Below are 21,092 nucleotides of genomic sequence, written 5' to 3'. Positions count from 1 at the left end.
GATGGGTACCCCGCTGTCCACCCGCGCGGCGATCCTGGCCGTCGCCGCCCTCATGGCCACGGCCGGCTGCTCGTCCCCGGCGGCCACCTCCAGCGGGGCCGGCGGCGCCGGCACCATTGTGGTCGCCACGGCCGGCGAACCGGACACGCTCAACCCGGTGCTGAACTACGGGGTCGACGGCGGCTCGCTGATCTTCGACGGTCTCGTCACCCGAGACGCCGGCAATCGGCTCGTCCCGGCGCTGGCCCGGGAACTGCCGACCGTGTCGCCGGATGGACGGAGCGTCACCGCGACCCTGCGCGAGGGCGTACGCTTCCATGACGGCAGTCCGTTGACCGCCCAGGACGTGGTCTTCACCTACCAGGCCGTGCTGGATCCGAAGGTCGACTCCACGCTCCGGTCCGACCTGGACATGCTCGCCTCGGTCGTCGCGCCGGATCCGTCCACCGTGGTGTTCCGACTGAAGTACGCCTACGCGCCGTTCCTGCAACGGCTCACCCTCGGCATCGTGCCGGCCAAGGCCCTCGCCGGGCAGGACATCAACCAGGCCGGCTTCAACCGCAAGCCGGTGGGCACCGGCCCGTACCGGGTGACGTCGTGGACGCCGGGCGACCGGCTCGTCCTGGCCGCCAACGAGGCGTACTGGGGCGGTCGGCCCGCCAACTCCGGGGTCGTGGTGGCCTTCGTCGCCGACGACAACGTCCGCGCCCAGCGGATGCGGGCCGGGGAGTTCGACGCCGCAGAGTTGGCGCCGAAGCTGGCCTCCGGCTTCGACCGACAGGCCGGCTACCGGGTCGAGCGGGTGCCCACCGCCGACTACCGGGGGGTGATGCTGCCGATGGGCAACCCGGTCACCGGGGACGTGGCGGTGCGCCGGGCGCTGAACGCGGCGGTGGACCGCCAGGCGATGGTCACCGGCGTGCTCGGCGGCGCGGGGGAGCCGGCGCACGGCCCGATCCCACCCTCGTCGGAGTTCGCCACGCCGTCGGCCGCCGGCCCCGCCACCGCCGATCCGGCCGCCGCCACCGCCGCTCTCGACGCCGCCGGCTGGCGACCCGGCGCGGACGGCATCCGGGTCCGCGACGGCCGCCCGGCCGCGTTCACCCTGATGTACCCGGCCACCGACAGCCTGCGCAAGGAACTCGCCCTCGCCGTCACCGCCGACGCCAAGAAGATCGGCATCAGGATCACCCCCGAGGGCCTCACCTGGGACGCGATCACCCCCAGGATGCGCACCGACGCGCTGATCATGGGCTACGGCACCCCGTACGATCCGGACTTCGTCTCCTACAAGCTGTTCGGCTCCGCCTTCGCCGGTCAGGGCTTCTTCAACCCCGGCTCGTACCGGTCGCCGGTGGTCGACAAGGCGCTGCAGGACGGCCGCGACACCGCCGACCCGGCCGGCCGCAAGGCCGCCTACGCCCTCTTCCAGCAGCAGCTCGCCACCGACGTGCCGTGGGTGTTCCTCACCTACCTCAAGCACACCTACGTGGTGAAGGAGGCGGTCGCCGGGGTGACGCCCCGGGTCGAGCCGCACGAGCACGACGTGGCCAACAGCCTCTGGTGGAACATCCACACCTGGACGAAGGCGTCGTGACGCCGACCGCCGCCACCCTGGCCAGGCGCCGGCGGCTGGCCGGCGCCGGTGCGGTCGTCCGCCGCCGGTTGCTGGTCGCCGTACCGGTCCTCGCCGCGACCAGCGTCGGCATGTTCGTCCTCGGCGCGGCCTCCCCGATCGACCCCGCCCAGCAGTACGCCGGTGCGGCGGCGTTCACCACCAGCGAGGAGAACCTGGCCCAGATCCGCGCCAACTGGGGTGTCGACGACCCGCTTCCGGTGCAGTACGCCCGCTGGGTCGGCAACCTGCTCCGCGGTGACCTGGGCTGGTCGACCAGCCGCCACGAGCCGGTGGCCGACGTGCTGGCCGCGCGCGCCGGCTGGACGCTACTGCTGGTCGGCGCCGCCCTGGCCCTGGTGCTGGCGGCGAGCCTGCTGCTGGGCACCGTCGCCGCGTACCGGCGCGGCGGCTGGCTCGACCGGGCGGTACGCGCCGGCGCGTACGCGGTGCAGTCGATGCCGGTGTTCTGGCTCGGGCTGGCCGCCATCGCCGTGTTCGCCCTGGCCCTCGGGTGGCTGCCGGCCGGCGGACTCACCGACGTGACCGCCACCGGAACCGAACCCGCCGACGTGGCCCGGCACCTCGTCCTGCCGGTCACCGTGCTGGCCATCTCCCAGGCGCCGTGGTTCGTGCTGTTCGTCCGCGACACCGTCGCCGAGAGCCTGCGCGACGACCACGTCCTCGCCGCCCGGGCCCGCGGCCTGCCCGGGCGTACCGTCCTGTTCGGCCACGCCCTGCGGACCGCGCTGCTGCCGTTCCTCACCCTGGTCGGCACCCACCTGCCCGAACTGGTCGGCGGCGCGGTGCTGGTGGAGACCGTGTTCTCCCTGCCCGGCCTCGGCGCGGTCACCGTCCAGGCGGCCCTGGGCAGCGACTTCCCGCTGTTGGCCGCCACCACCCTCGCCACCACCGTCGTGGTGCTGACCGCCAACCTCCTCACCGACCTGGCCTACGCCGCCGCCGACCCCCGGGTACGCCTCGATGACTGATCTCGCCCTGCCCGCCCGCCTCCGGCGACCGCTGTTCCGGCCCGGGATCGTCCTCGCCTCGGTCGTCCTGGTCGCCGCGGTCGCCGCCTGCCTGGCCGCGCCCCTGCTCTGGCCCCTCGACGAGAGCGCGGTGGATCTGGCTCGTACCCGGCTCGCCCCCTCCTGGGCACACCTGGCCGGCACCGACGACCTGGGCCGCGACGTCGCCCACCGCAGCCTCTACGGGCTGCGCGTCTCGCTGCTGGTCGGGGCGGTCGCGGCGCTCGTCGCCGCCGGGATCGGCGGCCTCGTCGGCACGGTCGCCGCCACCTGCGGCGGCCGGGTCGACCGGGCGTTGATGCGGGTGGTCGACACCATCGCCGCTCTGCCACACCTGCTGCTGGGCATCTTCATCGTGGCGATGCTGCGTCCCAGCCTCGCCGCGGTGATCCTGTCCATCGGGCTGACCCACTGGCTGTCCACCGCCCGTATCGTCCGCTCCGAGCTGCTCAGCCTGCGTACCCGCCCGTTCGTCGACGCGGCGGTCGCCGGCGGTGCCAGCCGCACCCGGGTGCTCACCCGTCACCTGCTGCCCCACGTCCTGCCGCGAATCGCGCTGGCTACCACGCTGATGGTGCCGCACGCCGTCTGGCACGAGACCGCGCTGTCCTTCCTCGGCCTCGGCTTGCCCCCGCACCTGGCCTCCCTCGGCAACATGATCAACGACGGACAGCGCTCCCTGCTCACCGGCGCCTGGTGGGCCAGCCTGGTGCCCGGTCTGCTGCTCGTCGCGGTCACCCTCGCGCTGGCCGCCCTGACCGGCCGGTGGCGCGACCGCCTCGACCCCCGCGTACGAGCGGAGCTGCACCTGTGACCACCACCGCCCCCGCCACCACGACCGGCGCCCGCGCCGGCCGTGCGCCAGCCCTGTTGGACGTCGAGGGGCTGACCGTCCGTTTCCGGCTCCGCGACGCCGTCGTGCACGCCGTCACCGACCTGCGGCTGACCGTCCACCCCGGCGAACTCCTCGCCGTGGTCGGAGAGTCCGGCTGCGGCAAGTCCGTGCTCGCCCACGCCCTGCTCGGCCTGCTGCCCGGCAACGCCACCGTCACCGGGCAGGCCCGCCTGCACCCACCCGCCGGGAACCCGGTCGACCTGCTCGGCTGCGGCGAGCGCCGGCTCGCCCGTGAGGTGCGCGGGCGCGCGCTCGGGCTGGTGCCACAGAGCCCGGCCACCGCGCTGACCCCGGTACGCACCGGCCGGCGGCTGCTGGTGGAGACCCTGCGCGCCTACGGCCACCCCCGCCGGGACGCCGACCCGGCCGCCGACCGGCTCGCCGTCGAGGTCGGCCTCGACCCGGCCGACCTCGACCGGTACCCGCACGAGCTGTCCGGCGGGATGGCGCAACGTCTGGTCACCGCGCTGGCGCTGGCCCCCGACCCGCCGCTGTTGCTTGCCGACGAACCCACCACCGGCCTGGACCGGCCCCTGGTCGACCACACCCTCGACCTGCTGCGGCGACGCTGCGACACGGGTGCGGCGGTTCTGCTCATCACCCACGACCTCGCCGCCGCCCGGCGGGTCGCCGACACGATCGCCGTCATGTACGCCAGCCGCATCGTCGAGCACCGCCCCGCTGGCGCCCTGTTCGACGCCCCCGTCCACCCCTACTCCGCCGGGCTGCTCGACGCCCTGCCCGACCGGGCCTTCCGGCCCGTACCCGGGCATCCGCCGATGCTCACCGACCTGCCGCCGGGCTGTGCCTTCGCCCCGCGCTGCGAGCGCGCCACCGACACCTGCCGGACCGCGCCGGCCCCGGCGCTGCCCGGCCCCGGCCGGGCGGCCTGCCACCACCCGCTGGGAGCACCGGCATGACCAGCGCACTCGTCGCCCACCAGATCACCGTCCACTACGACCGGCAGCGCGTCCTCGACCGGGTCGACCTGCGGATCGCCGCCGGCGAGACGGTCGGGTTGCGCGGCCCGTCGGGCAGCGGCAAATCCACCCTCGCCCGGGTCCTGGCCCTGCTGCACGCCCCCGACGGCGGTCACGTCGCCCTCGACGGCCAGCGACTGGCCGGCGTCCGTCACCGGCTGCCGGCCGCCGTCCGTACCCGGGTCGCGATCCTCTTCCAGAGCCCGCGCGCGGCCACCGACCCGCGGCTGACCCTCGCCGAGCTCATCGCCGAGCCGTTGCGCGCGACCGGCACCCCACGCGAGGCGGCCCGGGCCCGGGCCCGCGAACTGGCCGATCTCGTGGGCCTCACCCCGGACCTGCTCGCCCGCCGTCCGCACGCGGTCAGCGACGGGCAGCTGCAACGGGCCTGTCTCGCCCGTGCCCTCGTCCATCGGCCCGGCTACCTGCTCTGCGACGAGGCCACCGCCATGCTGGACGCCTCCACCCAGGCCCACCTCGCCGCCGTCGTCACCGACTACCAACGCCAGCACGGCGCCGGGGTCCTGCTCGTCAGCCACGACGCGGCCCTGCTGACGCGCTGGGCGACCCGGGTGGTCGAGCTGCCCGCCGGAGGGCGACCCACCGGTTGAGCTGCGGCGTCACCGCTGCTGTCGGGGCGGGGCGGTGCTGTCGCGCAGCACCAGCCGGGTGGGCACCAGCGTGGTGCCGGTCTCGGTGGCGCCGGTGCGAACCTGACGCAGCGCCGCCTCCACACAGCGGCGGCCGACCTCCGCGAAGTCCTGACGGACCGTGGTCAGCGGCGGGATGAACGAACCCGCCTCGGCGATGTCGTCGAAGCCGACCACGCTCACGTCGCGGGGCACCGACCTGCCGCGCTGGTGGAACGCGCGGAGCACGCCGAGGGCCATCTGGTCGTTGGCGACGAAGACGGCCGTGCAGTCGGGCTCCTCGACCAGTTCCAGCCCGGCCCGGTAGCCGGCCTCGGCGGACCAGTCACCCCGGCGCAGCGGCGGCACCCGCCGCCCGGCCTCCCGCAGCGCCCCACGCCAGGCCAGCGCACGTCGTTCGGCGGCGAAGGACTCCGGCGGCCCGGCCACGTGCCACACCGTCCGGTGCCCGAGGTCGAGCAGGTGGTGGATGGCCTGCCGGGCCCCGTGCGCCTGGTCGGTGTCGACCACGCAGTAGCGCTCCCCGGCGTCGGAGTCGACGATGACGACGTGGACGCCCGGCGGCAGGACCACCGTCGCGGTGTCCAGCAGATGAACCTCCATGATCACGATGACGGCGTCGACGGCGAGTTCGCCGAGCCGGGTGAAGGCGCCGTCGACCCGGTCCTGGGTGGGGGAGGTGACCGGGATGAGGGTGATGACGTAGCCGGCCTCGGCGGCGTACGTGGCGATCGCCTCCAGGGTGCGGCTGTTGCCCGTGGTGGCCAACGTGAACAGCACGACACCGATGGTGCGGAACTCGCCGTACTTCAGGGCCCGCGCGGCGCCGTTGGGCCGGTAGCCGAGTTGCCGCATCGCGGTGAGGACCTGCTCACGGGTTGCGGGGACCACGCCCGGGTGGCCGGTCGAGACACGCGAGACGGTCTGGGCGGACACCCCGGCGAGGCGGGCCACGTCGGCCATCGAGACGCGGCGTCGACGCGGCGGGCGCGAACCGGTCCCGGGTGGACCGGCCGAGAAGGTCTCGGGTGGCCGGATCGTGCTCATCCCGCTCGCTCCCTCCGGCGGTCCACGGCGCCCGGCGCCGACCTGGTGGTCATGTCTTGACGGGCCGATGGCCGGCTGACACTATCCCGGCACCCATGTTTACGTAAACATTGCCGGCCGGTGTCCGCTGAGATCCCCTGGCATTCCTCCCCGGCGGTTGCGATGTTTGCGCGAACCTGGCCGCCCGGCCGTCGGCCAACGGCGCTCCGCACAACGAAGGAGACCCGCCCACCGTGAAGGGACACCCAGCGGTCCGACGGCTCGCCGCCGCCGTCACCACCGCCATCGTCACCGCCGGCACCGTCACCGCCGGCGCCGCCGTCACCCCCGCCGTCGGCGCGGCCCAGGCCGCCGTCGCGCAGGTTCCGACGGTCAGCGTCCGACCTGACCCGTCGTACCAGGGGCAGGAGTTCGAAGGCTGGGGCACCAGCCTGGTCTGGTTCGCCAACGCCACCGGCAACTACCCGCCCGAGGTCCGCGAGAAGCTGGCCCAACTGGTCTTCGGCCCGCAGGGTCTCAACCTCAACATCGCCCGCTACAACATCGGCGGCGGCAACGCCCCCGACGTCCCCGACTACCTGCGCCGCGGCGGGGCCGTGCCGGGCTGGTGGAAGGCGCCCGCCGGCACCACCCGCGCCGACAAGGACTGGTGGAACCCGGAGGACCCCAACCACTGGAACTGGGACGCCGACCAGACGCAGCGGTGGTGGATCGACCGGATCAAGGCCGACATCACGCACTGGGAGACCTTCAGCAACTCGCCCCCGTGGTTCCAGACCGTCAGCGGGTACGTCTCCGGCGGATTCGACTCCACCAAGGACCAGATCAGGGCCGACAAGGTCGACGACTTCGCCACCTACCTGGTCCGGGTCACCGAACACCTCGAGAAGGCGCACGGCATCACGGTCGACACCATCGACCCGCTCAACGAACCGAACACCAATTACTGGGGCACCCGTCTGGGCGCCGACGGCAACCCCGTCGGCGGCCGGCAGGAGGGTGCACATGCCGGTCCCGCACTGCAACAACAGGTGCTCCGCGCGCTGGCGAAGAAACTGCGGGCCGCCGGCAGCGACACCGTCATCTCCGCCATGGACGAGACCAACCCCGGCACGTTCCTCACCAACTGGAACGCCTACGCCGACGACGTGCGTGGCGAGGTCGCCCAGCTCAACGTGCACACCTACGGCACCGGTCAGCGCACCGCCGTCCGGGACATCGCCAAGGGCGAGAACAAGCCGCTGTGGATGAGCGAGGTGGAGGGTTCCTGGGGCAACGGCCACAGCCTCACCAACATGGCGCCCGGCCTCGGCATGGCCCAGCACATCATCGACGACCTGCGGGAGCTGGAGCCGTCGGCCTGGGCGTTCTGGCAGCCGGTCGAGGACTACGACAACATGAAACCCGGTGGCGAGTTCCCGCAGGGTTCCAACTGGGGCAGCATCCAACTGCCGTTCGACTGCACGGCCGAGGACACGCTGGAAACCTGCCCGATCTACACCAACACCAAGTTCCACACGGTGCGTAACTTCACCCACCACATCCGCCCCGGTGACCGGATGATCGCCGTCGACGACACCTCCAGCGTCGCCGCCGTCTCCGCCGACAAGCGGGCCACCGTCGTGCACGTCAACTCCGGCACCCAGGCTCGCAACGTCCGCCTCGACCTGTCGGCCTTCGGCACCGTCGCGCCCGACGCCACCGTCACCCCGGTGGTCACCAGCGCCGCGGGGGCGTTGCGCACCGGCACCCCGGTCGCCGTCCGGGACCGCGCGGCCAGCCTGCAGGTGCCCGCCCAGTCCGTGACGACGTTCCTGGTCACCGGCGTCTCCGGCGTCGCCAAGGACGCCGGGCTCATCCAGGACGGCCACGTCTACCGCCTCCGTGGCGTACAGAGCGGCCGGTCCCTCGCCCCGTCCGGCAGCACCTCCGGCGCGGTGATCCGCACCGACGACCCGCTCAGCGCCGACCAGTTGTGGCGGCTGACCAAGCTCACCGGCGGGCAGAGCAACCGGGAACGTTACGCCCTCAGCACCGCCCGGGGGAACCGGCAGCTCGCCGTGATCGACGGCACCGTCACCCTGGTGCCCGCCGTGCCCGCACCCGCGCCGACGGCCCAGTGGATCCTCTCCACCACCGGAGACGGGACGTACACTCTGGTCAACGCCGCCACCCGGCGGCTGCTCGAGGTCGGCGGCCAGGCCACCCAGGACGGTGCCGCGGTGTCCACCTGGCTGGCCAACTCCGGCGTCAACCAGCGCTGGCGGATCGTCGACGAGACCGTCCTCGGCATCGAGCGCACCCAGGCGTTCACCGTGCCGGGTAAGTCGCCGACACTGCCGGCGACCGTCGTCCCGATCCGCCGGGACGGGCCCCGGGGGACACTGCCCGTGACGTGGCGACTGCCCGGCGCGTGGACCTGGCAGAAGCCGGGCACGGTCACCGTCATCGGTCGGGCCACCGACGTGCTCGGCCGCACCCACACCGCCCAGGCCACGGTCGTCGTCGACACCCTGGTCAGCACCGAACCGGGCCGGGCCAAGACCATCCCCGGCGGCCAACCGCAGCTGCCGGCCACGGTGACCGCGGTGGCCCGGGGCGGCGCGCGCGTCGACCGCCCGGTGACCTGGCAGACCCCGCCGGCGGGGGCGTACGACACGGTCGGCGTCGTCACCGTCGCGGGGCAGGCCGACGCCGGTGACGGCCGGACCCTGCCGGCCACCGCCCGGGTCCAGGTCACCGCTCCGGTCGAGCGGAAGACCCCGACCGGTACGGTCACCGCCACCTTCACCGAACCGGGTTACTCCACGACCGGCCTGACCAACGGCAACCTCACCGACAAGGCATGGTCGAACTGGAAGTCGGAGAACAAGAACACCAGCGACACGCTCACCGTCACCCTGCCCGAGCGGAAGACCCTCACCCGGGTCGTGACCCACTTCTACCGCGACGGCGGCGACAGCTACCCCGACACCCTGCGGGTGCAGGTCCGCGACCCGCAGGGCAACTGGGTCGACGCCGGGAATCCGGTCACCGTCCCGACCGGCACCCCGACCGGGCCCGTGGTCGAGGCCCCGGTGCCGCCCACCGTCACCGACGCGTACCGGATCGTGCTCACCGCGTACCCGAACCGGCACATGACCATCAGCGAGATCGAGACCTACGCGCACGGGCCCGGCACCTCGTCGGACGCCGGCGCCACCGCGATCCTGCTCGACGGCAAGCCGGCCGCCGGGTTCAACCCCGACCGCGGCACCGTCTACGTGGTGGCCAAGGGGGCGCTGCCGTCGGTCAGCGCGGTGACCGCCGACCCGTACGCCGAGGTGACGGTGCGTCAGGCCGACGCCCGCACCCGGACGGCGATCGTGACGGTCACCAGTGAGGACGGCTCGCGTACGCGCACCTGGTCGGTGCAGTTCCGGCGGTGATCTCGGCCGGTCCGCGTCGACGCGGGCGACGGCCGGCGGGTCCGGTGGTGACCACCACACCACCGGACCCGCCTTCGCGTCGGCGTCGGCGCGACGAGCGAATGCACTGAGTCGCTCCCGGCCCTGATCTGGGCTGGATGCACGCCGACCCGGATCATGAGGTCGGCGTGTCACCGTGGTGCTTGACGACCTTCGCGAGCAACGCGACCAGGGTCTGCCGTTCCGCGGTCGACAGCGGGGCGAGCAGCTCGTCCTGCACTGTGTCGAGCGTGCGGTCCAACCGGCGCAGTTGCTGCCGTCCCGCCCCGGTGATCGTGACAATGTTGCGCCGACGGTCCGCCGGGTCGGCGGAGCGCTCGACGAAGCTCTGTCTCTCCAGCTCTGTCACGGCCTGGACGACATCGCTGCGGTCCATGCGGCAACGCCGCCCCAGCTCCGCCTGGCTCGCGGGACCGAATTCCTGCAACGCCGCGAGCACACGATAGTGGTAGCCCCGCGAGCCGGCGGCGGCGAACTCATCGCCGATGAGTCGCCGTACGTGCACGGCGGTCTGGCTGACCAGCCAGCTTGCCTTGGTGGCGAGACGACTCGGTGTTGACTCCATAGGTGATCACGCTAACAGAAACGTTGGCAACGCCAACGGTTCTGTCATATCGTTGGTGTCACCAACGAAATGGAGGATCGGCATGTCCCACCTCACCGACCGCGTCGAGATCGCCGAGCTGGTCGCCAGGCTCGCCCGGGCATTGGACGAGCGGCGCTTCGACCACCTGCGGACCGTGTACACCGTGGACGCCGAGACCAGCAGCCCGCGCGGCACCCTCAACGGCATCGACGACATCGTCGACGTGGTGCGCCGGACCAGCCCCGAGGAGGAGTTGACGCAGCACTTCAACACCGACGTGGTGATTGATCTCGACGGCGACCGCGCCGAGGTCAACACCCATCAGCTCGTGTACTTCTTCCGTCAGGGCGAGGCGCCGCACCGGACGGCCGGAGTCCACGTTCGATACGCCGCGGTACGTACGCCGGTCGGCTGGCGCTTTGCGCGGGCCCATATCTCCCCGCTCTGGCGACACGTCTCGTAGTCGCCGCGTGGAACGGCTGGTACGCCGCCAGGTCGAGCCGGTTCAGCAGGAGGCGTGGCGGTCAGGCGACCCGGGGAGCCGGCACGACCGGTAGCGCCACCCGACGGGCTGCATCCGAGACATCGCCGGTCTGGACGACCTCCGCCGCCTCCGGTGCCGCCTCGCGCCCGACGGCTGCACCGGCCGGTGGCGCGGCACGGGCCTCGATCGCCTCCAGCAGCGCCCGCAGTCGACCCGCCTCCTCGACGGCCAGCCGGAATGATCCCCGGCAGACGGCTCCGCGCCACAGCGACAGCACCACGGCCGACCGCTCCGGGTGGTAGCTGACCCGCATCATCCGATCGTCGCCCCGCAGATCGGTGAACAGGTCACCAACACCGGGCATCGGCAGCACCTCTCCCATCCACCAAGGATGCCCGAGGCGCGGTACCGGGGAAAGGTGGCGTCAGTCGGGCAGGCGAGGCATCTCCACCCCGGGAGCGCGGCCGAGCAGCGTGGCCCGGGTCAGCGCGGCGGCGCCGAACCGGTCGCGTACGGCGTCGACGGCCGCGTCGAGTTCGACACCCGGGTCGGGTGCGAACGGCAGCTCCGGCTGCACCGGGGCGTCGTCGAGGTTGCCGACCGAGAGCCCGACCAGGGTGACGCCCCGGCGGTCGATCTCCGGCAACGCGGCCCGCAGCAGCGCCCGAGCCGTGTCGAGCAGGGCGGCGGTCTGGGCGGTGGCCTTGCCCAGGGTGTGCGAGCGGGTGACCCGGGTGTAGTCGGCGAACCGCAGCCGCAGTACCACCGTGCGGCCGGACCGGCCGGCGGCCCGCATCCGCCGGGCCACCCGGTCGACCAGGCCGGACAGGAGCGCGTCCAGATCAGCCGGGGTCCTCGGTCCGCCACCCAGCGCGTGCTGCGCGCCCATCGACGACCGGCGGCGGCCCACCTGCACCGGCCGGGGATCCCGGTTGTGGGCCAGGGCGTGCAGATGCCGGCCGGTGCCGCCACCGAGCAGCGACACGCACGTCGCCTCGCCGAGACGGGCGACCTGCCCGACGGTACGGATGCCCCGCTCGCGCAGCTTCGCCGCGGTGACCGGGCCGACGCCCCACAGCCGCTCCACCGGCAACGGGTGCAGGAAGCCGAGCTCGCCCTCGGGCGGCACCAGTAGCAACCCGTCCGGCTTGGCGACCCCACTGGCCACCTTGGCGAGGAACTTCGTCCGGGCCACCCCGACCGTGATCGGCAGGCCGACCCGCTCGCGGACCTCCGCCCGCAGCCGTACCGCGATTTCCAGTGGCGGGCCCACCAGCCGGCGCAGCCCACCCACGTCGAGGAACGCCTCGTCGATGGAGAGCCCTTCGACGACCGGAGTGGTGCGCCGGAAGATCTCGAACACGGCGCGGCTGGCCGCCGTGTAGGCGGCCATCCTGGGCGGCACGACGACCGCGTCCGGACAGAGCCGCCGGGCCTGCCGCCCGCCCATCGCGCTGCGCACCCCGCGCGCCTTGGCCTCGTAGCTGCACGCCAGCACCACGCCGCCGCCGACGATGACCGGCCGACCGCGGAGCCGGGGGTTGTCGCGCTGCTCCACCGACGCGTAGAACGCGTCCAGGTCGGCGTGCAGGATGCTGGCCTCGGTCGACACGAACACATGTTCGCATGGCGGGCCACTGTCGCCGTGTTGACCTGCCCAAACGCCCTACAGGTCGAGGAATGGCGCGGCGTACGCGAACGCGCCGCGGATCTCCGGACGCCAGGCCGCCAGCGGGCGGGCCATGAAGTACGGCGGCTCCCACGGCCCCGGTGGGGTCACGCCCAGCTCGACCGCCGGCCGGAACCCGAACCGCGGGTAGTACTCCGGATGCCCGAGCAGCACGACCAGCGGCACGTCGAGGGCGTCGGCGGCGGCGAGCACGGCGTGCATCAGCGCCGAGCCCACCCCGTGGCGCTGCCGTGCGGGCAGCACACCGAGCGGGCCGAGACCGACGGCGACGGGCTCGCCGCCCACGGTGCCCCGGGTGCCCACCACATGCCCCACGACCTGGCCGTCGGGGTCGGTGGCGACGAGGGACAGGGCTGGCAGCCAGCCGGCGTCGGCGCGCAGGGCGTCGACCAGGGAGGCTTCGACGGGTACGCCGTCCGGCGAGCCCGCCCGGGCGAAGGCGGCGGTGTGCACGGCGCGGATCGGCTGGATGTCGGCGGAGGTTTCACGTCTGATCAGCATCGAACCGGGATCCTGCCGGAGACGGCGGGCCGGCGGCCACGGGTTTTCGCAGACGGCGGGGGAGAGCGGCTCAGCCGACGGCGGTGGCCGACGGGGGAGCGCTGCCGCCCTGAGGTGCCTCACCGGTCATCAACGCGACGATCTCCGCCTGGTCGGCGGCCGACGGCAGACCCCACCCGGGCCGGTAGCCGTAGACCTCGTGCAGCGGCCTGGACGAGGTACGCCCGTCGAGAATCTCCACCGTGTCGGTGTCGATCAGCCCCGGGTGCGGCACCCCGCACGCCTCGGCCACCTTCACCAGATCCCGCCGTAGCGTACGCACGTAGTTGGCGGCCCGTACCGACTTGACCGTCGGGTCCAGTCCTCGGGCCAGCCACCGGTTCTGGGTGGCCACCCCGGTGGGGCAGGTGTCGGTGTGACACTTCTGCGCCTGGATGCAGCCGATCGCCAGCATCGCCTCCCGGCCCACGTTGACCATGTCGCAGCCGAGCGCGAACGCGACGACGGCGTTGTCCGGTAGGCCCAGCTTGCCGGCCCCGACGAAGACCACGTCCTGGTGCAACCCTCGCTCGGCGAAGGTCCGGTAGACGCGGGCGAAGCCCTGCTGGAACGGCAGCGACACCGTGTCGGTGAAGATCAACGGCGCGGCGCCGGTGCCGCCCTCACCGCCGTCCACGGTCACGAAGTCCACGCCGCGTCCGGTGTCGCGCATCAGTGTGGTCAGCTCCTCCCAGAAGGCGAGGTCGCCGACGGCGGACTTGATGCCCACCGGCAGGCCGGTCTCGGCGGCGAGCAGCTCCACCCAGTCCAGCAGGCTGTCGCAGTCGGAGAACTCGGCGTGCCGGGACGGGCTGACACAGTCCTCGCCCGCCGGGACGCCCCGGGTCGCGGCGATCTCCGCCGACACCTTGGCCGCGGGCAGCAGCCCACCCAGGCCGGGCTTCGCGCCCTGGCTGAGTTTCACCTCCAGCGCCCGCACCGGCGCCCCGGCCACCAGGTCCTTGAGCCGGGCCAGGTCGAACCGGCCCCGGGAGTCGCGGCAGCCGAAGTACGCGGTGCCGAGCTGGAAGACCAGGTCGCCGCCGTTGCGGTGGTACGGCGACAGCCCGCCCTCGCCGGTGTTCTGCAGGCAGTCCGCCAGCGCCGCGCCCCGGTTCAACGCCGCCACCGCGTTGCCGGACAGCGAACCGAAGCTCATCGCGGAGATGTTGACCACCGACGGGGGCCGGAACGCCTTCGCCCGCCCGCGCGCCCCGCCGAGCACCTTCGCCGCCGGCAGGCGCACGTCGTGACCCGCCGCCGGGGCCGACGGCGGCACCGCCCGGCCGAAGGTGCGGTGCTTGATGATCGGATAGCCGGGGGTGTACTCGATGTCGTTGTCGGTGCCGAAGCCGAAGTAGTTGTTCTGCCGCTTGGCCGAGGCGTAGATCCAGCGCCGCTGGTCGCGGGTGAACGGGCGCTCCTCGTTGTTGCCGGCGACGATGTACTGCCGCAGTTCCGGCCCGATCGACTCCAGCAGGTAGCGGGCCCGGCCGATCACCGGGAAGGTGCGCAGCAGCGCGTGGTCGCGCTGGAGAAGGTCGCGGGCGGCAAGGCCCGCGAGGGCGGCGGCGACGACGGGTACGGCTCGACCGGTCCACTTCATGCCCGGCACTCTTTCCGGTCCCGCCGCCGGTCAAACAGTCCCGGTCAGGTCGGCGACTGGCTGATGTTGACCATCCAGGGAGTACCGAAGCGGTCCTCGCACTGCCCGAACTCGTCGCCCCACATCTGCATCTCCAGCGGCATGCTCACCACCCCGCCGGCGGAGAGCTGCTCCCACCAGCGGCGCAGCTCCTCGGCGTCGTCGCCGCTGAGGCAGACGCTGTGGGCGTTGCCGCGTCGGAGTTCCATGCCGGGTGGCATGTCCGAGGCCATCAGCACGTGCCCGCCGGCGGTGCGCAGCATGCCGTGCATGATCTGGTCGGCGACGGCCGGGTCGTCGGTGCCGAACTCGCCGAACGTGGTCAGCGACAGGTCTCCGCCGAACACCTGCTGGTAGAACTCCATCGCCTCGCGCGCGTTGCCGGCGAAGATCAGATACGGGTTGAGCTGCGACGCCACCATGCCTCCTCGTTGTCGACGACCGTGGCCATCGTCGCACCGAGAGGTGCCGTGGCGGGGCTGGACCCGCTGGTCAGGTCACGACGAAGGCACCTGCCCGGGCGGCGACCGCCGCCGCCCGGGCCGCCTGCACGGCGCGGGCCGGGTCCGCGTCGGCGCGCAGCAGGAGCAGTTCGTGATAGACCGGCGCGGTGGCCGCGACCAGCAGCGCGTGGGCATCGGTGCCGGCGGGTGCCTCGCCCCGGTCCACCGCCCGCCGGACGACCACGGCGCAGCGCTCGTAGCGGTCGGCCCAGAAGGCGCTCAGTGCGGCCGCGGCCGGCGGGGAGCGGAACGAGGCGGCGATGAGCGCCCCGGTCAGTGGTGGCTCGGCGGTCAGGGCCTCGTGCACCTCCAGGTTGATGGCCGCCAGGTCGCCGGGCAGCGAGCCGGTGTCGCGGGGCTGCCAGTCGTCGCCGGTGGCCTCGGCGAGCACGTCGGCGAGGAGCCCTCCGACGTCGCGCCAGCGCCGGTCGGCGTCACCTGCGGCACCGACGGGGCGCTCTGGTTCGTCGAGATCGGCGCCGGCCAGGTCGGCCGGATCACCGTCGACGGCGAGGTCCGCGAATATCCGCTGCCGGACCGGTCGGCCCGGCCCCACGCGATCGCCGCCGACCCCGCCGGGGGCTGCTGGTTCACGCAGTGGGGCGGCAACCGGGTCGGCCACGTCACCGCCGAGGGTCGGATCGAGGAGTGTCCTGCCGACGCCGGCCTCGGAACCGCACGGGATCACCGTCGCGCCCGACGGGGTCGTGTGGGTGGCGCTGGAGACCGGCGCCGTCGCCCGCGTCACCCGGTGAGCCGCGCCGGGGCGCGTCGCGTGGGAGGACCCGCCCGCTACCGGTCCGGATCGTGATCGACGGTGAGGGCGGCCAACAGCCCGGGATGGTCGGTCGTGCCGTTCATGCCAAGCGGCCGGCGGCCGTCGACCGTGATGTCGCTGGTCACCACGATCTGCTGCACGCCGCCGTCGTCGACGCGCCGGTGGCCCGGGGGCACACAGGTCCGCACGTCGGGAGAGCCGCCGTCGCGCAGGTTCAGGTCGCCGCCGAGCACGGTGGGCAGGTATCCGGCGCGGCGGCGGATCTGCGGGACGACGCGGTCGATGAGATGGCGGCACTGCGCGAGGGCGACCGCCCGGTCGAAGGCGGCCAGGTGCGTGGTGCAGGCGTGGGCGACGCCGGGGGCGTGGACGCAGAGCCAGGCGCGCAGCTCGGGATCCTTGACGTCCTGTACCGGGTAGGTCCCGCTGAGGACCGTGTGCTTGACCTGCGGCACCGCGAGATGTGCCAGCAGCCCGATGCCGTACGGCTGCCCGTCGTGGCACCGGGTGACGTCCCCGCTGGGGCGGTCACCGGCGGCCTGGAACGCCGCCACGACCCTGCCCTCGGGGTGGACGCCCGCCAGCACGCGCTCCAGTGTGGGCACGTCGTCCTGGCAGATCTCGTTCAGCGTGACCAGGCGGGGTGCCTCGGCCCGGATCAGCTCGGCGGCCCGGGGCACGGCCCGGCCCGTGTAGCAGCCGGCACGACCGCTGTTGCACAGGTTCATCTGGAGTACGCCCAGCGAGGCCGAGCCGCTGCCGGCCGCCGACTCGGCCGGCAGCGCGGCGGCGGCGATCAGGCAGATGGCGGCCACGAGCCGCCGCAGAACGTCGTACGAGAGATCCGCCATGCACCCGCCCAGACCCGGTCGAGGCGAGTGTAGTCGGCGACCCGTGCGACTGCGCGCCGCTGCCGACGACAGGGGTGACACCGGAGAACGGGCACGGCTGTGTTCGAGCCGTCAATCGGTCGCGGTTTCGAGGTATCCGGTGAGACAGGCCAGTGCCGCGGCGAGGTCCTCTCCGTCTCCGTGCGGTCTGCGGAGGTCGTCGATGAAGGCGGCGACTTCGGCGAGCGCCCCCCACCGTCGGAAGAGGGCGATGCCGGCGGGGTGGACGCTCCGGCCGGTCGCCTGGGCGTACCTGGCCAGCACCTCGTCGTCGTCGCCGGCCTGGCCGACACCGATCAGGCTGGCGAACGCCGTGGTGAGCAGCCACAGGTCCCGCTCCGGTGGGGCGATCTGTACCGTTGCCCAGTCGAGGAGCCGCTGCCCTTTCGGTGTCCGGATGACGTTGCCGGGGTGCGGCTCGCCGTGGGTGACCACCCAGCCCGGTGCCGTGGCACGGACGGCATCGACCAGGCGGTCGAAGTCGGCCAGCCACCGCTGGACCCGCCCGGCGTGGCGGGCCAGCAGGTGGCGGGCCGGCTCGGCGTGTGGTCCGCCGGTCCACGGCCGGCTGTCGTCAGCCGGCGAAGCGGTCGCACGCCTGCCGCAGGTGTCGCCGGGTCTGCTGCGTGCCGAGGTGTCCCGCGCCCTCGACCACGATCAGTTCGGAGCCCGGCCAGGCGCGGTGCAGCTCCCACGCGGTGGTCAGTGGGCTGCCCAGGTCGAGTCGTCCGTGGATCAGCACGCCGGGGACGCCGGCCAACCGGCCGGCGTCGCGGATCAGTGCGCCCTCCGCAAGCCAGGCCCCGTGTGCGAAGTAGTGGGCGCAGATCCGCACCATCGCCGCGCGGGCCGGCGCGGGCCGGTCAGCGTACGGGGTGCCGACGCCCTCGGCCGAGACCACCGTGTCCTCCCACGCGCACCAGTCGTGGACCGCCCGGTCCCGCACCGCCGGGTCCGGATCCGCCAGCAGCCGGGCGTACGCGCCGACGACGTCGCCGTGCCGGTCGACGCCGGCCCCGGCGAGGAACCGTTCCCACTGCTGGGGGAAGAACCGGCCCACGCCCCGGTACAGCCAGTCGATCTCCGATCGCCGGGTGCTGGTGACGGCGGCGATGACGATCTCCGAGACCCGTTCCGGGTACCGCTCGGCGTACGCCAGGATCAGCGTCGATCCCCACGAGCCGCCGTGCAGCAGCCAGCGGTCGACGCCCAGGTGCGAGCGCAGCACCTCCATGTCGGCCACGAGGTGGTGGGTGGTGTTGTGCCGCAGGTCGGTGGTCGGGTCGGCGGCGTGCGGGGTGCTGCGACCGCAGCCGCGCTGGTCGAAAAGGACCACCCGGTAGCGGGCCGGGTCGAACAACCGGCGGGCACCGGTCCAGCAGCCCGAACCCGGTCCGCCGTGGACGACCAGGGCGGGCTTGCCGGCCGGGTTGCCGCAGACCTCCCAGTACACGCGGTGGCCGTCGCCGACGTCGAGCATCCCGTGGTCGTACGGCTCGATCGGCGGATACCACTCGTCCATCGTCAGACCTCCCCGGCGGATGCAACAGTGCTGTTACATTACGGCACATGCCCTCCGTTCACGGCCCCGCGCTGCTCGGCACCCGGCTGCGTCATCTGCTCGAACTGCTCGACCGCGACGTGGCCGCGGTCTACGCCGACCTGGGCCTGCCCGGCTTCCGCCCCCGGTACACCCCGGTGCTGCGCGCCCTGGCCGACACCGGTCCGGCGGCGATCCGGACGCTGGCCGTGGCCACCGGCGTCACCCACTCCGCCGCCAGCCAGACGGTCGCGCAGATGGCCAGGGACGGGCTGGTCACGCTCGTCCCGGGGGCGGACGCCCGGCAGCGGGTGGTGCACCTCACCGCGCGGGCCCGGTCGCTGCTGCCGGTCCTGGACGCCGAGTGGGCCGCCACCGCGACCGCGGCCGAACGCTTCGAGGCCGAGCTGTCGTACCCGCTGAGCCGGCTCGTCGACGAGGCGGTCGCCGCCCTGCGCCGGCGTCCGATGCGGCAACGGATCGCCGACGTCGCGCCCCACCTCGCCGCACCGGAGGCCGGCGTGGGCTGACCGGCGGCGACCCCGACCCGCGGACGCCCGAACCGGTTCGTCGGCACGGTTGTCCGAACGCCGGGAAAACAACCGATGCGCCGATGGCCCCGATCACCGTCCGGGTGAGAATGATCAGCGTGCCACTGATCCTCGACAGCTCCCGGCAGACCGGGGGGACCGCAGCGTGACCGCCGACTGGCAGCTGTCCGGTTACACGCCCGTGCGCCAGCTCGGCGCCGGGGCGTCCGGCCGTGTCCTGCTGGCGACCCACGACGCGAGCGGCGTACCCGTCGCCATCAAGTACCTCAACAGTTCCGTCGGCGACGACCCGTCCTTCCGGTTGGCGTTCCGACAGGAGGCACTGCTGCTCGTCGAGGTCGACGACCCGCACGTCGCCCGGCTCTACGAGTACGCCGAGTCAGCGCTGGGCGCGGCGATCGTGATGGAGCTGGTCAACGGGGTGTCGCTGCGGCAGATGCTGCGGACGCACGGCCCCACCGAGCCGGAGGCGGCGCTCTGCGTCCTCAAGGGCTCCCTTGCCGGACTGGCCGCCGCCCACCGCCGGGGCGTGGTGCACCGCGACTACAAGCCGGAGAACGTGCTGGTCGACGTCGACGGGCGCAGCAAGCTGGCCGACTTCGGCATCGCCGTGCAGGTCGGCCGGGGCGACGGTGCCTCGGTCAGCGGCACGCCCCGCTACATGGCGCCGGAGCAGTGGATCGGGGCACCGGCCAGTCCCGCCTGCGACATCTACGCCGCCACGGCCACCTTCTACGAGTGCCTCACCGGTCACCCCCCGTACGACGGCGGTGACCTGTTCACCCTCCGGGACCAGCACACCTACGCGCCTGTTCCGCTCGATCCGGCACCCCGGCCCGTGCGCGACCTGCTGCGCCGCGGTATGGCGAAGCGGCCGGTCGAGCGGCCCCAGAGTGCACACGCCTTCCTGGCCGAGCTGGAGCGCACCGCCGTGGCCGGGTACGGTGCGCACTGGGAGGAGCAGGGCCTGCGACAGCTGGCCCGACGCGCCGCGCTGCTCGCCGCGGTGTTCCCGTTCCCCGACGGCGCCGGTGGCGCCACCAGCGTCGCGACCACGAAGGTCGGCCTGTCGCGGTTGCTGCCGCGACGCGGCAGCAACCGCGCCGCGCTGCTGGGCAGTGGCCTCGTCGCGGCCTTGCTGCTCGGCGGGGTCGGCATCACCTTCGCCTCCCGCAACCCTCCCGAGCTGGCCCTCGTGGACGGCAAGCCCGCGCCTCGCGTATCGGTGCTCAGCACGGTCGACCCGACGCTGCCGGTGGCGGCGCCACCCATCACCGCCGTGTCGCCGAGCCAGAGCCCGACCTCCACGCCGAGCCCGACCGGGCCGGCGTCGGCCAGCCCGCCGACCGCGCGGGTGCAGTCGGCGACCGCGACCCCCAGCCGGGGCCGTACCGAGCCACCTTCGCGGCCGAGCCCTCCGCCGAGCACCAGTCCGCCCCCGCCGGCGGACGTCACCGCGCCCGTCGTCGGCAAGACGGACGTCAGCCCCACCGTCCTGTATCCGGGTGACTGCGTGTTCGGTGAGCAGTCCAGCACGGTCACCGCGACCGCGTCCGACGACCGCACCACCGCGGAGGAACTGCGGCTGTTCCTTCGTTACCAGTTGGACGGTGCCGTGCAGACCGTGCGGATGACGAGCACGGGCGGTGGGGCCTTCCGCGGCACCTTCGGTGAGCTTCCGGCTCCGGAGTCGACCACCCGCATCCCGGTCGAGGTCGTCGCCGTCGACGCCGCCGGTCACGTGTCGGCCCCGGCCGGCCCGATGCACGTGTCGCTCCGGTCGGACTGCCCCATCGGCTAGGCGACCCGGTGCGACATTTCCCAACCGAAGAAAGCGCCGGACCGACCGGACCGGGCGAGCCGACCGTGCACCTCGGCGTGCCTCACGGCACCGCCGGCGAGACGGTGCGGCTGGGCCCGGCCGGCGAGACCGTACGCCTGGGCCCGGCCGGCGGCCCCGGCCCGGCCGGCGAGACGGTGCGGCTCGGCGCGTCCGGCGAGACGGTACGCCTGGGCACCACCGGTGACACGGTGCGGCTCGGTGACGACCCGACCGGCTGGTTCGACGGAGCCGATCGCACCGTCGGCCTCGACGCGACCTGGCCGGATGCGGCTACCCACCCCGCACCGCCCGGCCGGCCCTGGGCCGGGTACCCCGAGTCCACCCCCGCCCGGGCGCGGGACGCCATCCCGACGACCC

The 21,092-nt window shown here is 73.5% G+C and carries 18 protein-coding genes and 3 pseudogenes; 10 read left to right on the top strand and 11 right to left on the bottom strand.

The features are described from left to right. Position 1 precedes the first annotated feature (1 nt). From E1166_RS10020 to E1166_RS10000, 5 genes are read left to right on the top strand one after another with little or no spacing between them, the layout of a single operon-like run. Positions 2-1,597, top strand: coding sequence for an ABC transporter substrate-binding protein (locus E1166_RS10020; protein ID WP_132337807.1), 1,596 nt, complete (start codon positions 2-4; stop codon positions 1,595-1,597). Then, the gene (locus tag E1166_RS10015; protein ID WP_243710273.1) at positions 1,594-2,607 is read left to right on the top strand and encodes an ABC transporter permease; all 1,014 of its coding nucleotides are present in this window, start codon (positions 1,594-1,596) and stop codon (positions 2,605-2,607) included. Before E1166_RS10020 ends, E1166_RS10015 begins: the two co-directional genes overlap by 4 nt. Next, positions 2,600-3,460, top strand: coding sequence for an ABC transporter permease (locus tag E1166_RS10010; protein WP_132337805.1), 861 nt, complete (start codon positions 2,600-2,602; stop codon positions 3,458-3,460). The genes E1166_RS10015 and E1166_RS10010 overlap by 8 nt, the downstream gene beginning before the upstream one ends. Further along, positions 3,457-4,461 carry an ABC transporter ATP-binding protein gene (locus tag E1166_RS10005; RefSeq protein WP_132337803.1) on the top strand — a complete coding sequence of 335 codons (1,005 nt, stop codon included), beginning with the start codon at positions 3,457-3,459 and terminating at the stop codon, positions 4,459-4,461. Before E1166_RS10010 ends, E1166_RS10005 begins: the two co-directional genes overlap by 4 nt. Beyond that, positions 4,458-5,132 carry an ATP-binding cassette domain-containing protein gene (locus E1166_RS10000; RefSeq protein ID WP_132337801.1) on the top strand — a complete coding sequence of 225 codons (675 nt, stop codon included), beginning with the start codon at positions 4,458-4,460 and terminating at the stop codon, positions 5,130-5,132. Before E1166_RS10005 ends, E1166_RS10000 begins: the two co-directional genes overlap by 4 nt. A gap of 9 nt (positions 5,133-5,141) precedes the next feature. Here the strand turns inward: E1166_RS10000 and E1166_RS09995 are convergent, their stop codons facing one another. Beyond that, positions 5,142-6,218: a LacI family DNA-binding transcriptional regulator gene (locus E1166_RS09995; RefSeq protein ID WP_132337799.1), complete on the bottom strand. Its 1,077-nt coding sequence runs from the start codon at positions 6,216-6,218 to the stop codon at positions 5,142-5,144. 233 nt (positions 6,219-6,451) lie between these two features. On the opposite strand from E1166_RS09995, the gene E1166_RS09990 reads away from it, so the two are divergent. Then, complete coding sequence (locus E1166_RS09990) at positions 6,452-9,646, top strand: glycoside hydrolase (RefSeq protein WP_132337797.1); 3,195 nt, start codon at positions 6,452-6,454, stop codon at positions 9,644-9,646. A 154-nt stretch (positions 9,647-9,800) separates the two neighbouring features. On the opposite strand, the gene E1166_RS09985 is transcribed toward E1166_RS09990, so the two are convergent. Then, entirely contained in the window at positions 9,801-10,250 is a 450-nt protein-coding gene (locus E1166_RS09985; RefSeq protein WP_132337795.1) for a MarR family transcriptional regulator, read from the bottom strand. An 82-nt stretch (positions 10,251-10,332) separates the two neighbouring features. Here E1166_RS09985 and E1166_RS09980 point away from each other — a divergent pair, with 82 nt between their 5' ends. After that, on the top strand, positions 10,333-10,734 hold the full coding sequence (locus E1166_RS09980) for a nuclear transport factor 2 family protein (protein ID WP_165944303.1): 402 nt from the start codon (positions 10,333-10,335) through the stop codon (positions 10,732-10,734). Positions 10,735-10,795: 61 nt separating this feature from the next. Here E1166_RS09980 and E1166_RS09975 read toward each other — a convergent pair whose 3' ends face one another. The 9 genes and pseudogenes from E1166_RS09975 to pip form a co-directional block, all read right to left on the bottom strand. Then, the gene (locus tag E1166_RS09975; RefSeq protein ID WP_132337791.1) at positions 10,796-11,137 is read right to left on the bottom strand and encodes a hypothetical protein; all 342 of its coding nucleotides are present in this window, start codon (positions 11,135-11,137) and stop codon (positions 10,796-10,798) included. Between the two features lie 42 nt (positions 11,138-11,179). Further along, positions 11,180-12,367: a DNA polymerase IV gene (dinB, locus tag E1166_RS09970; RefSeq protein WP_132337789.1), complete on the bottom strand. Its 1,188-nt coding sequence runs from the start codon at positions 12,365-12,367 to the stop codon at positions 11,180-11,182. A 54-nt stretch (positions 12,368-12,421) separates the two neighbouring features. Beyond that, the gene (locus E1166_RS09965; RefSeq protein WP_132337787.1) at positions 12,422-12,946 is read right to left on the bottom strand and encodes an N-acetyltransferase; all 525 of its coding nucleotides are present in this window, start codon (positions 12,944-12,946) and stop codon (positions 12,422-12,424) included. Positions 12,947-13,016: 70 nt separating this feature from the next. After that, on the bottom strand, positions 13,017-14,591 hold the full coding sequence (locus tag E1166_RS09960; protein ID WP_132337785.1) for an FMN-binding glutamate synthase family protein: 1,575 nt from the start codon (positions 14,589-14,591) through the stop codon (positions 13,017-13,019). A gap of 44 nt (positions 14,592-14,635) precedes the next feature. Then, positions 14,636-15,052 (bottom strand): VOC family protein, encoded by a 417-nt coding sequence (locus E1166_RS09955; protein WP_347813018.1) that lies wholly within the window; start codon positions 15,050-15,052, stop codon positions 14,636-14,638. A gap of 70 nt (positions 15,053-15,122) precedes the next feature. Then, positions 15,123-15,560, bottom strand: a pseudogene (locus E1166_RS09950) (TetR-like C-terminal domain-containing protein); the annotation flags it as partial. Positions 15,561-15,925: 365 nt separating this feature from the next. Continuing rightward, positions 15,926-16,762, bottom strand: coding sequence for an endonuclease/exonuclease/phosphatase family protein (locus E1166_RS09940; protein ID WP_132337783.1), 837 nt, complete (start codon positions 16,760-16,762; stop codon positions 15,926-15,928). 111 nt (positions 16,763-16,873) lie between these two features. After that, positions 16,874-17,332 (bottom strand): annotated as a pseudogene (locus tag E1166_RS09935) (phosphotransferase); the annotation flags it as partial. Positions 17,333-17,375: 43 nt separating this feature from the next. Continuing rightward, positions 17,376-18,323: a prolyl aminopeptidase gene (pip, locus tag E1166_RS09930; RefSeq protein ID WP_132337781.1), complete on the bottom strand. Its 948-nt coding sequence runs from the start codon at positions 18,321-18,323 to the stop codon at positions 17,376-17,378. A gap of 47 nt (positions 18,324-18,370) precedes the next feature. On the opposite strand from pip, the gene E1166_RS09925 reads away from it, so the two are divergent. The 3 genes and pseudogenes from E1166_RS09925 to E1166_RS09915 form a co-directional block, all read left to right on the top strand. Beyond that, on the top strand, positions 18,371-18,871 hold the full coding sequence (locus E1166_RS09925; RefSeq protein WP_132337779.1) for a MarR family transcriptional regulator: 501 nt from the start codon (positions 18,371-18,373) through the stop codon (positions 18,869-18,871). Positions 18,872-19,037: 166 nt separating this feature from the next. After that, the gene (locus E1166_RS09920) at positions 19,038-20,693 is read left to right on the top strand and encodes a serine/threonine-protein kinase (protein WP_243710272.1); all 1,656 of its coding nucleotides are present in this window, start codon (positions 19,038-19,040) and stop codon (positions 20,691-20,693) included. A gap of 77 nt (positions 20,694-20,770) precedes the next feature. Next, a pseudogene (locus E1166_RS09915) lies at positions 20,771-21,092 on the top strand (hypothetical protein); the annotation flags it as partial.

The sequence above is a fragment of the Micromonospora sp. KC213 genome, from assembly GCF_004348325.1.
In the GTDB taxonomy this organism is placed as follows: domain Bacteria; phylum Actinomycetota; class Actinomycetes; order Mycobacteriales; family Micromonosporaceae; genus Micromonospora.
The sequence above is the reverse complement of the archived record's forward strand: the minus strand, read 5'-3'. Positions and strand labels throughout refer to the sequence as shown.

What these genes read in the sequence shown, in the direction of transcription:
- E1166_RS10020 (WP_132337807.1), top strand. Translation starts at nt 2, where the DNA reads ATGGGTACCCCGCTGTCCACCCGCGCGGCGATCCTGGCCGTCGCCGCC.
- E1166_RS10010 (WP_132337805.1), top strand. Translation starts at nt 2,600, where the DNA reads ATGACTGATCTCGCCCTGCCCGCCCGCCTCCGGCGACCGCTGTTCCGG.
- E1166_RS10000 (WP_132337801.1), top strand. Translation starts at nt 4,458, where the DNA reads ATGACCAGCGCACTCGTCGCCCACCAGATCACCGTCCACTACGACCGG.
- E1166_RS09995 (WP_132337799.1), bottom strand. Translation starts at nt 6,218, where the DNA reads ATGAGCACGATCCGGCCACCCGAGACCTTCTCGGCCGGTCCACCCGGG.
- E1166_RS09985 (WP_132337795.1), bottom strand. Translation starts at nt 10,250, where the DNA reads ATGGAGTCAACACCGAGTCGTCTCGCCACCAAGGCAAGCTGGCTGGTC.
- E1166_RS09980 (WP_165944303.1), top strand. Translation starts at nt 10,333, where the DNA reads ATGTCCCACCTCACCGACCGCGTCGAGATCGCCGAGCTGGTCGCCAGG.
- E1166_RS09975 (WP_132337791.1), bottom strand. Translation starts at nt 11,137, where the DNA reads ATGGGAGAGGTGCTGCCGATGCCCGGTGTTGGTGACCTGTTCACCGAT.
- E1166_RS09965 (WP_132337787.1), bottom strand. Translation starts at nt 12,946, where the DNA reads ATGCTGATCAGACGTGAAACCTCCGCCGACATCCAGCCGATCCGCGCC.
- E1166_RS09960 (WP_132337785.1), bottom strand. Translation starts at nt 14,591, where the DNA reads ATGAAGTGGACCGGTCGAGCCGTACCCGTCGTCGCCGCCGCCCTCGCG.
- E1166_RS09955 (WP_347813018.1), bottom strand. Translation starts at nt 15,052, where the DNA reads ATGGTGGCGTCGCAGCTCAACCCGTATCTGATCTTCGCCGGCAACGCG.
- E1166_RS09940 (WP_132337783.1), bottom strand. Translation starts at nt 16,762, where the DNA reads ATGGCGGATCTCTCGTACGACGTTCTGCGGCGGCTCGTGGCCGCCATC.
- pip (WP_132337781.1), bottom strand. Translation starts at nt 18,323, where the DNA reads ATGGACGAGTGGTATCCGCCGATCGAGCCGTACGACCACGGGATGCTC.
- E1166_RS09925 (WP_132337779.1), top strand. Translation starts at nt 18,371, where the DNA reads ATGCCCTCCGTTCACGGCCCCGCGCTGCTCGGCACCCGGCTGCGTCAT.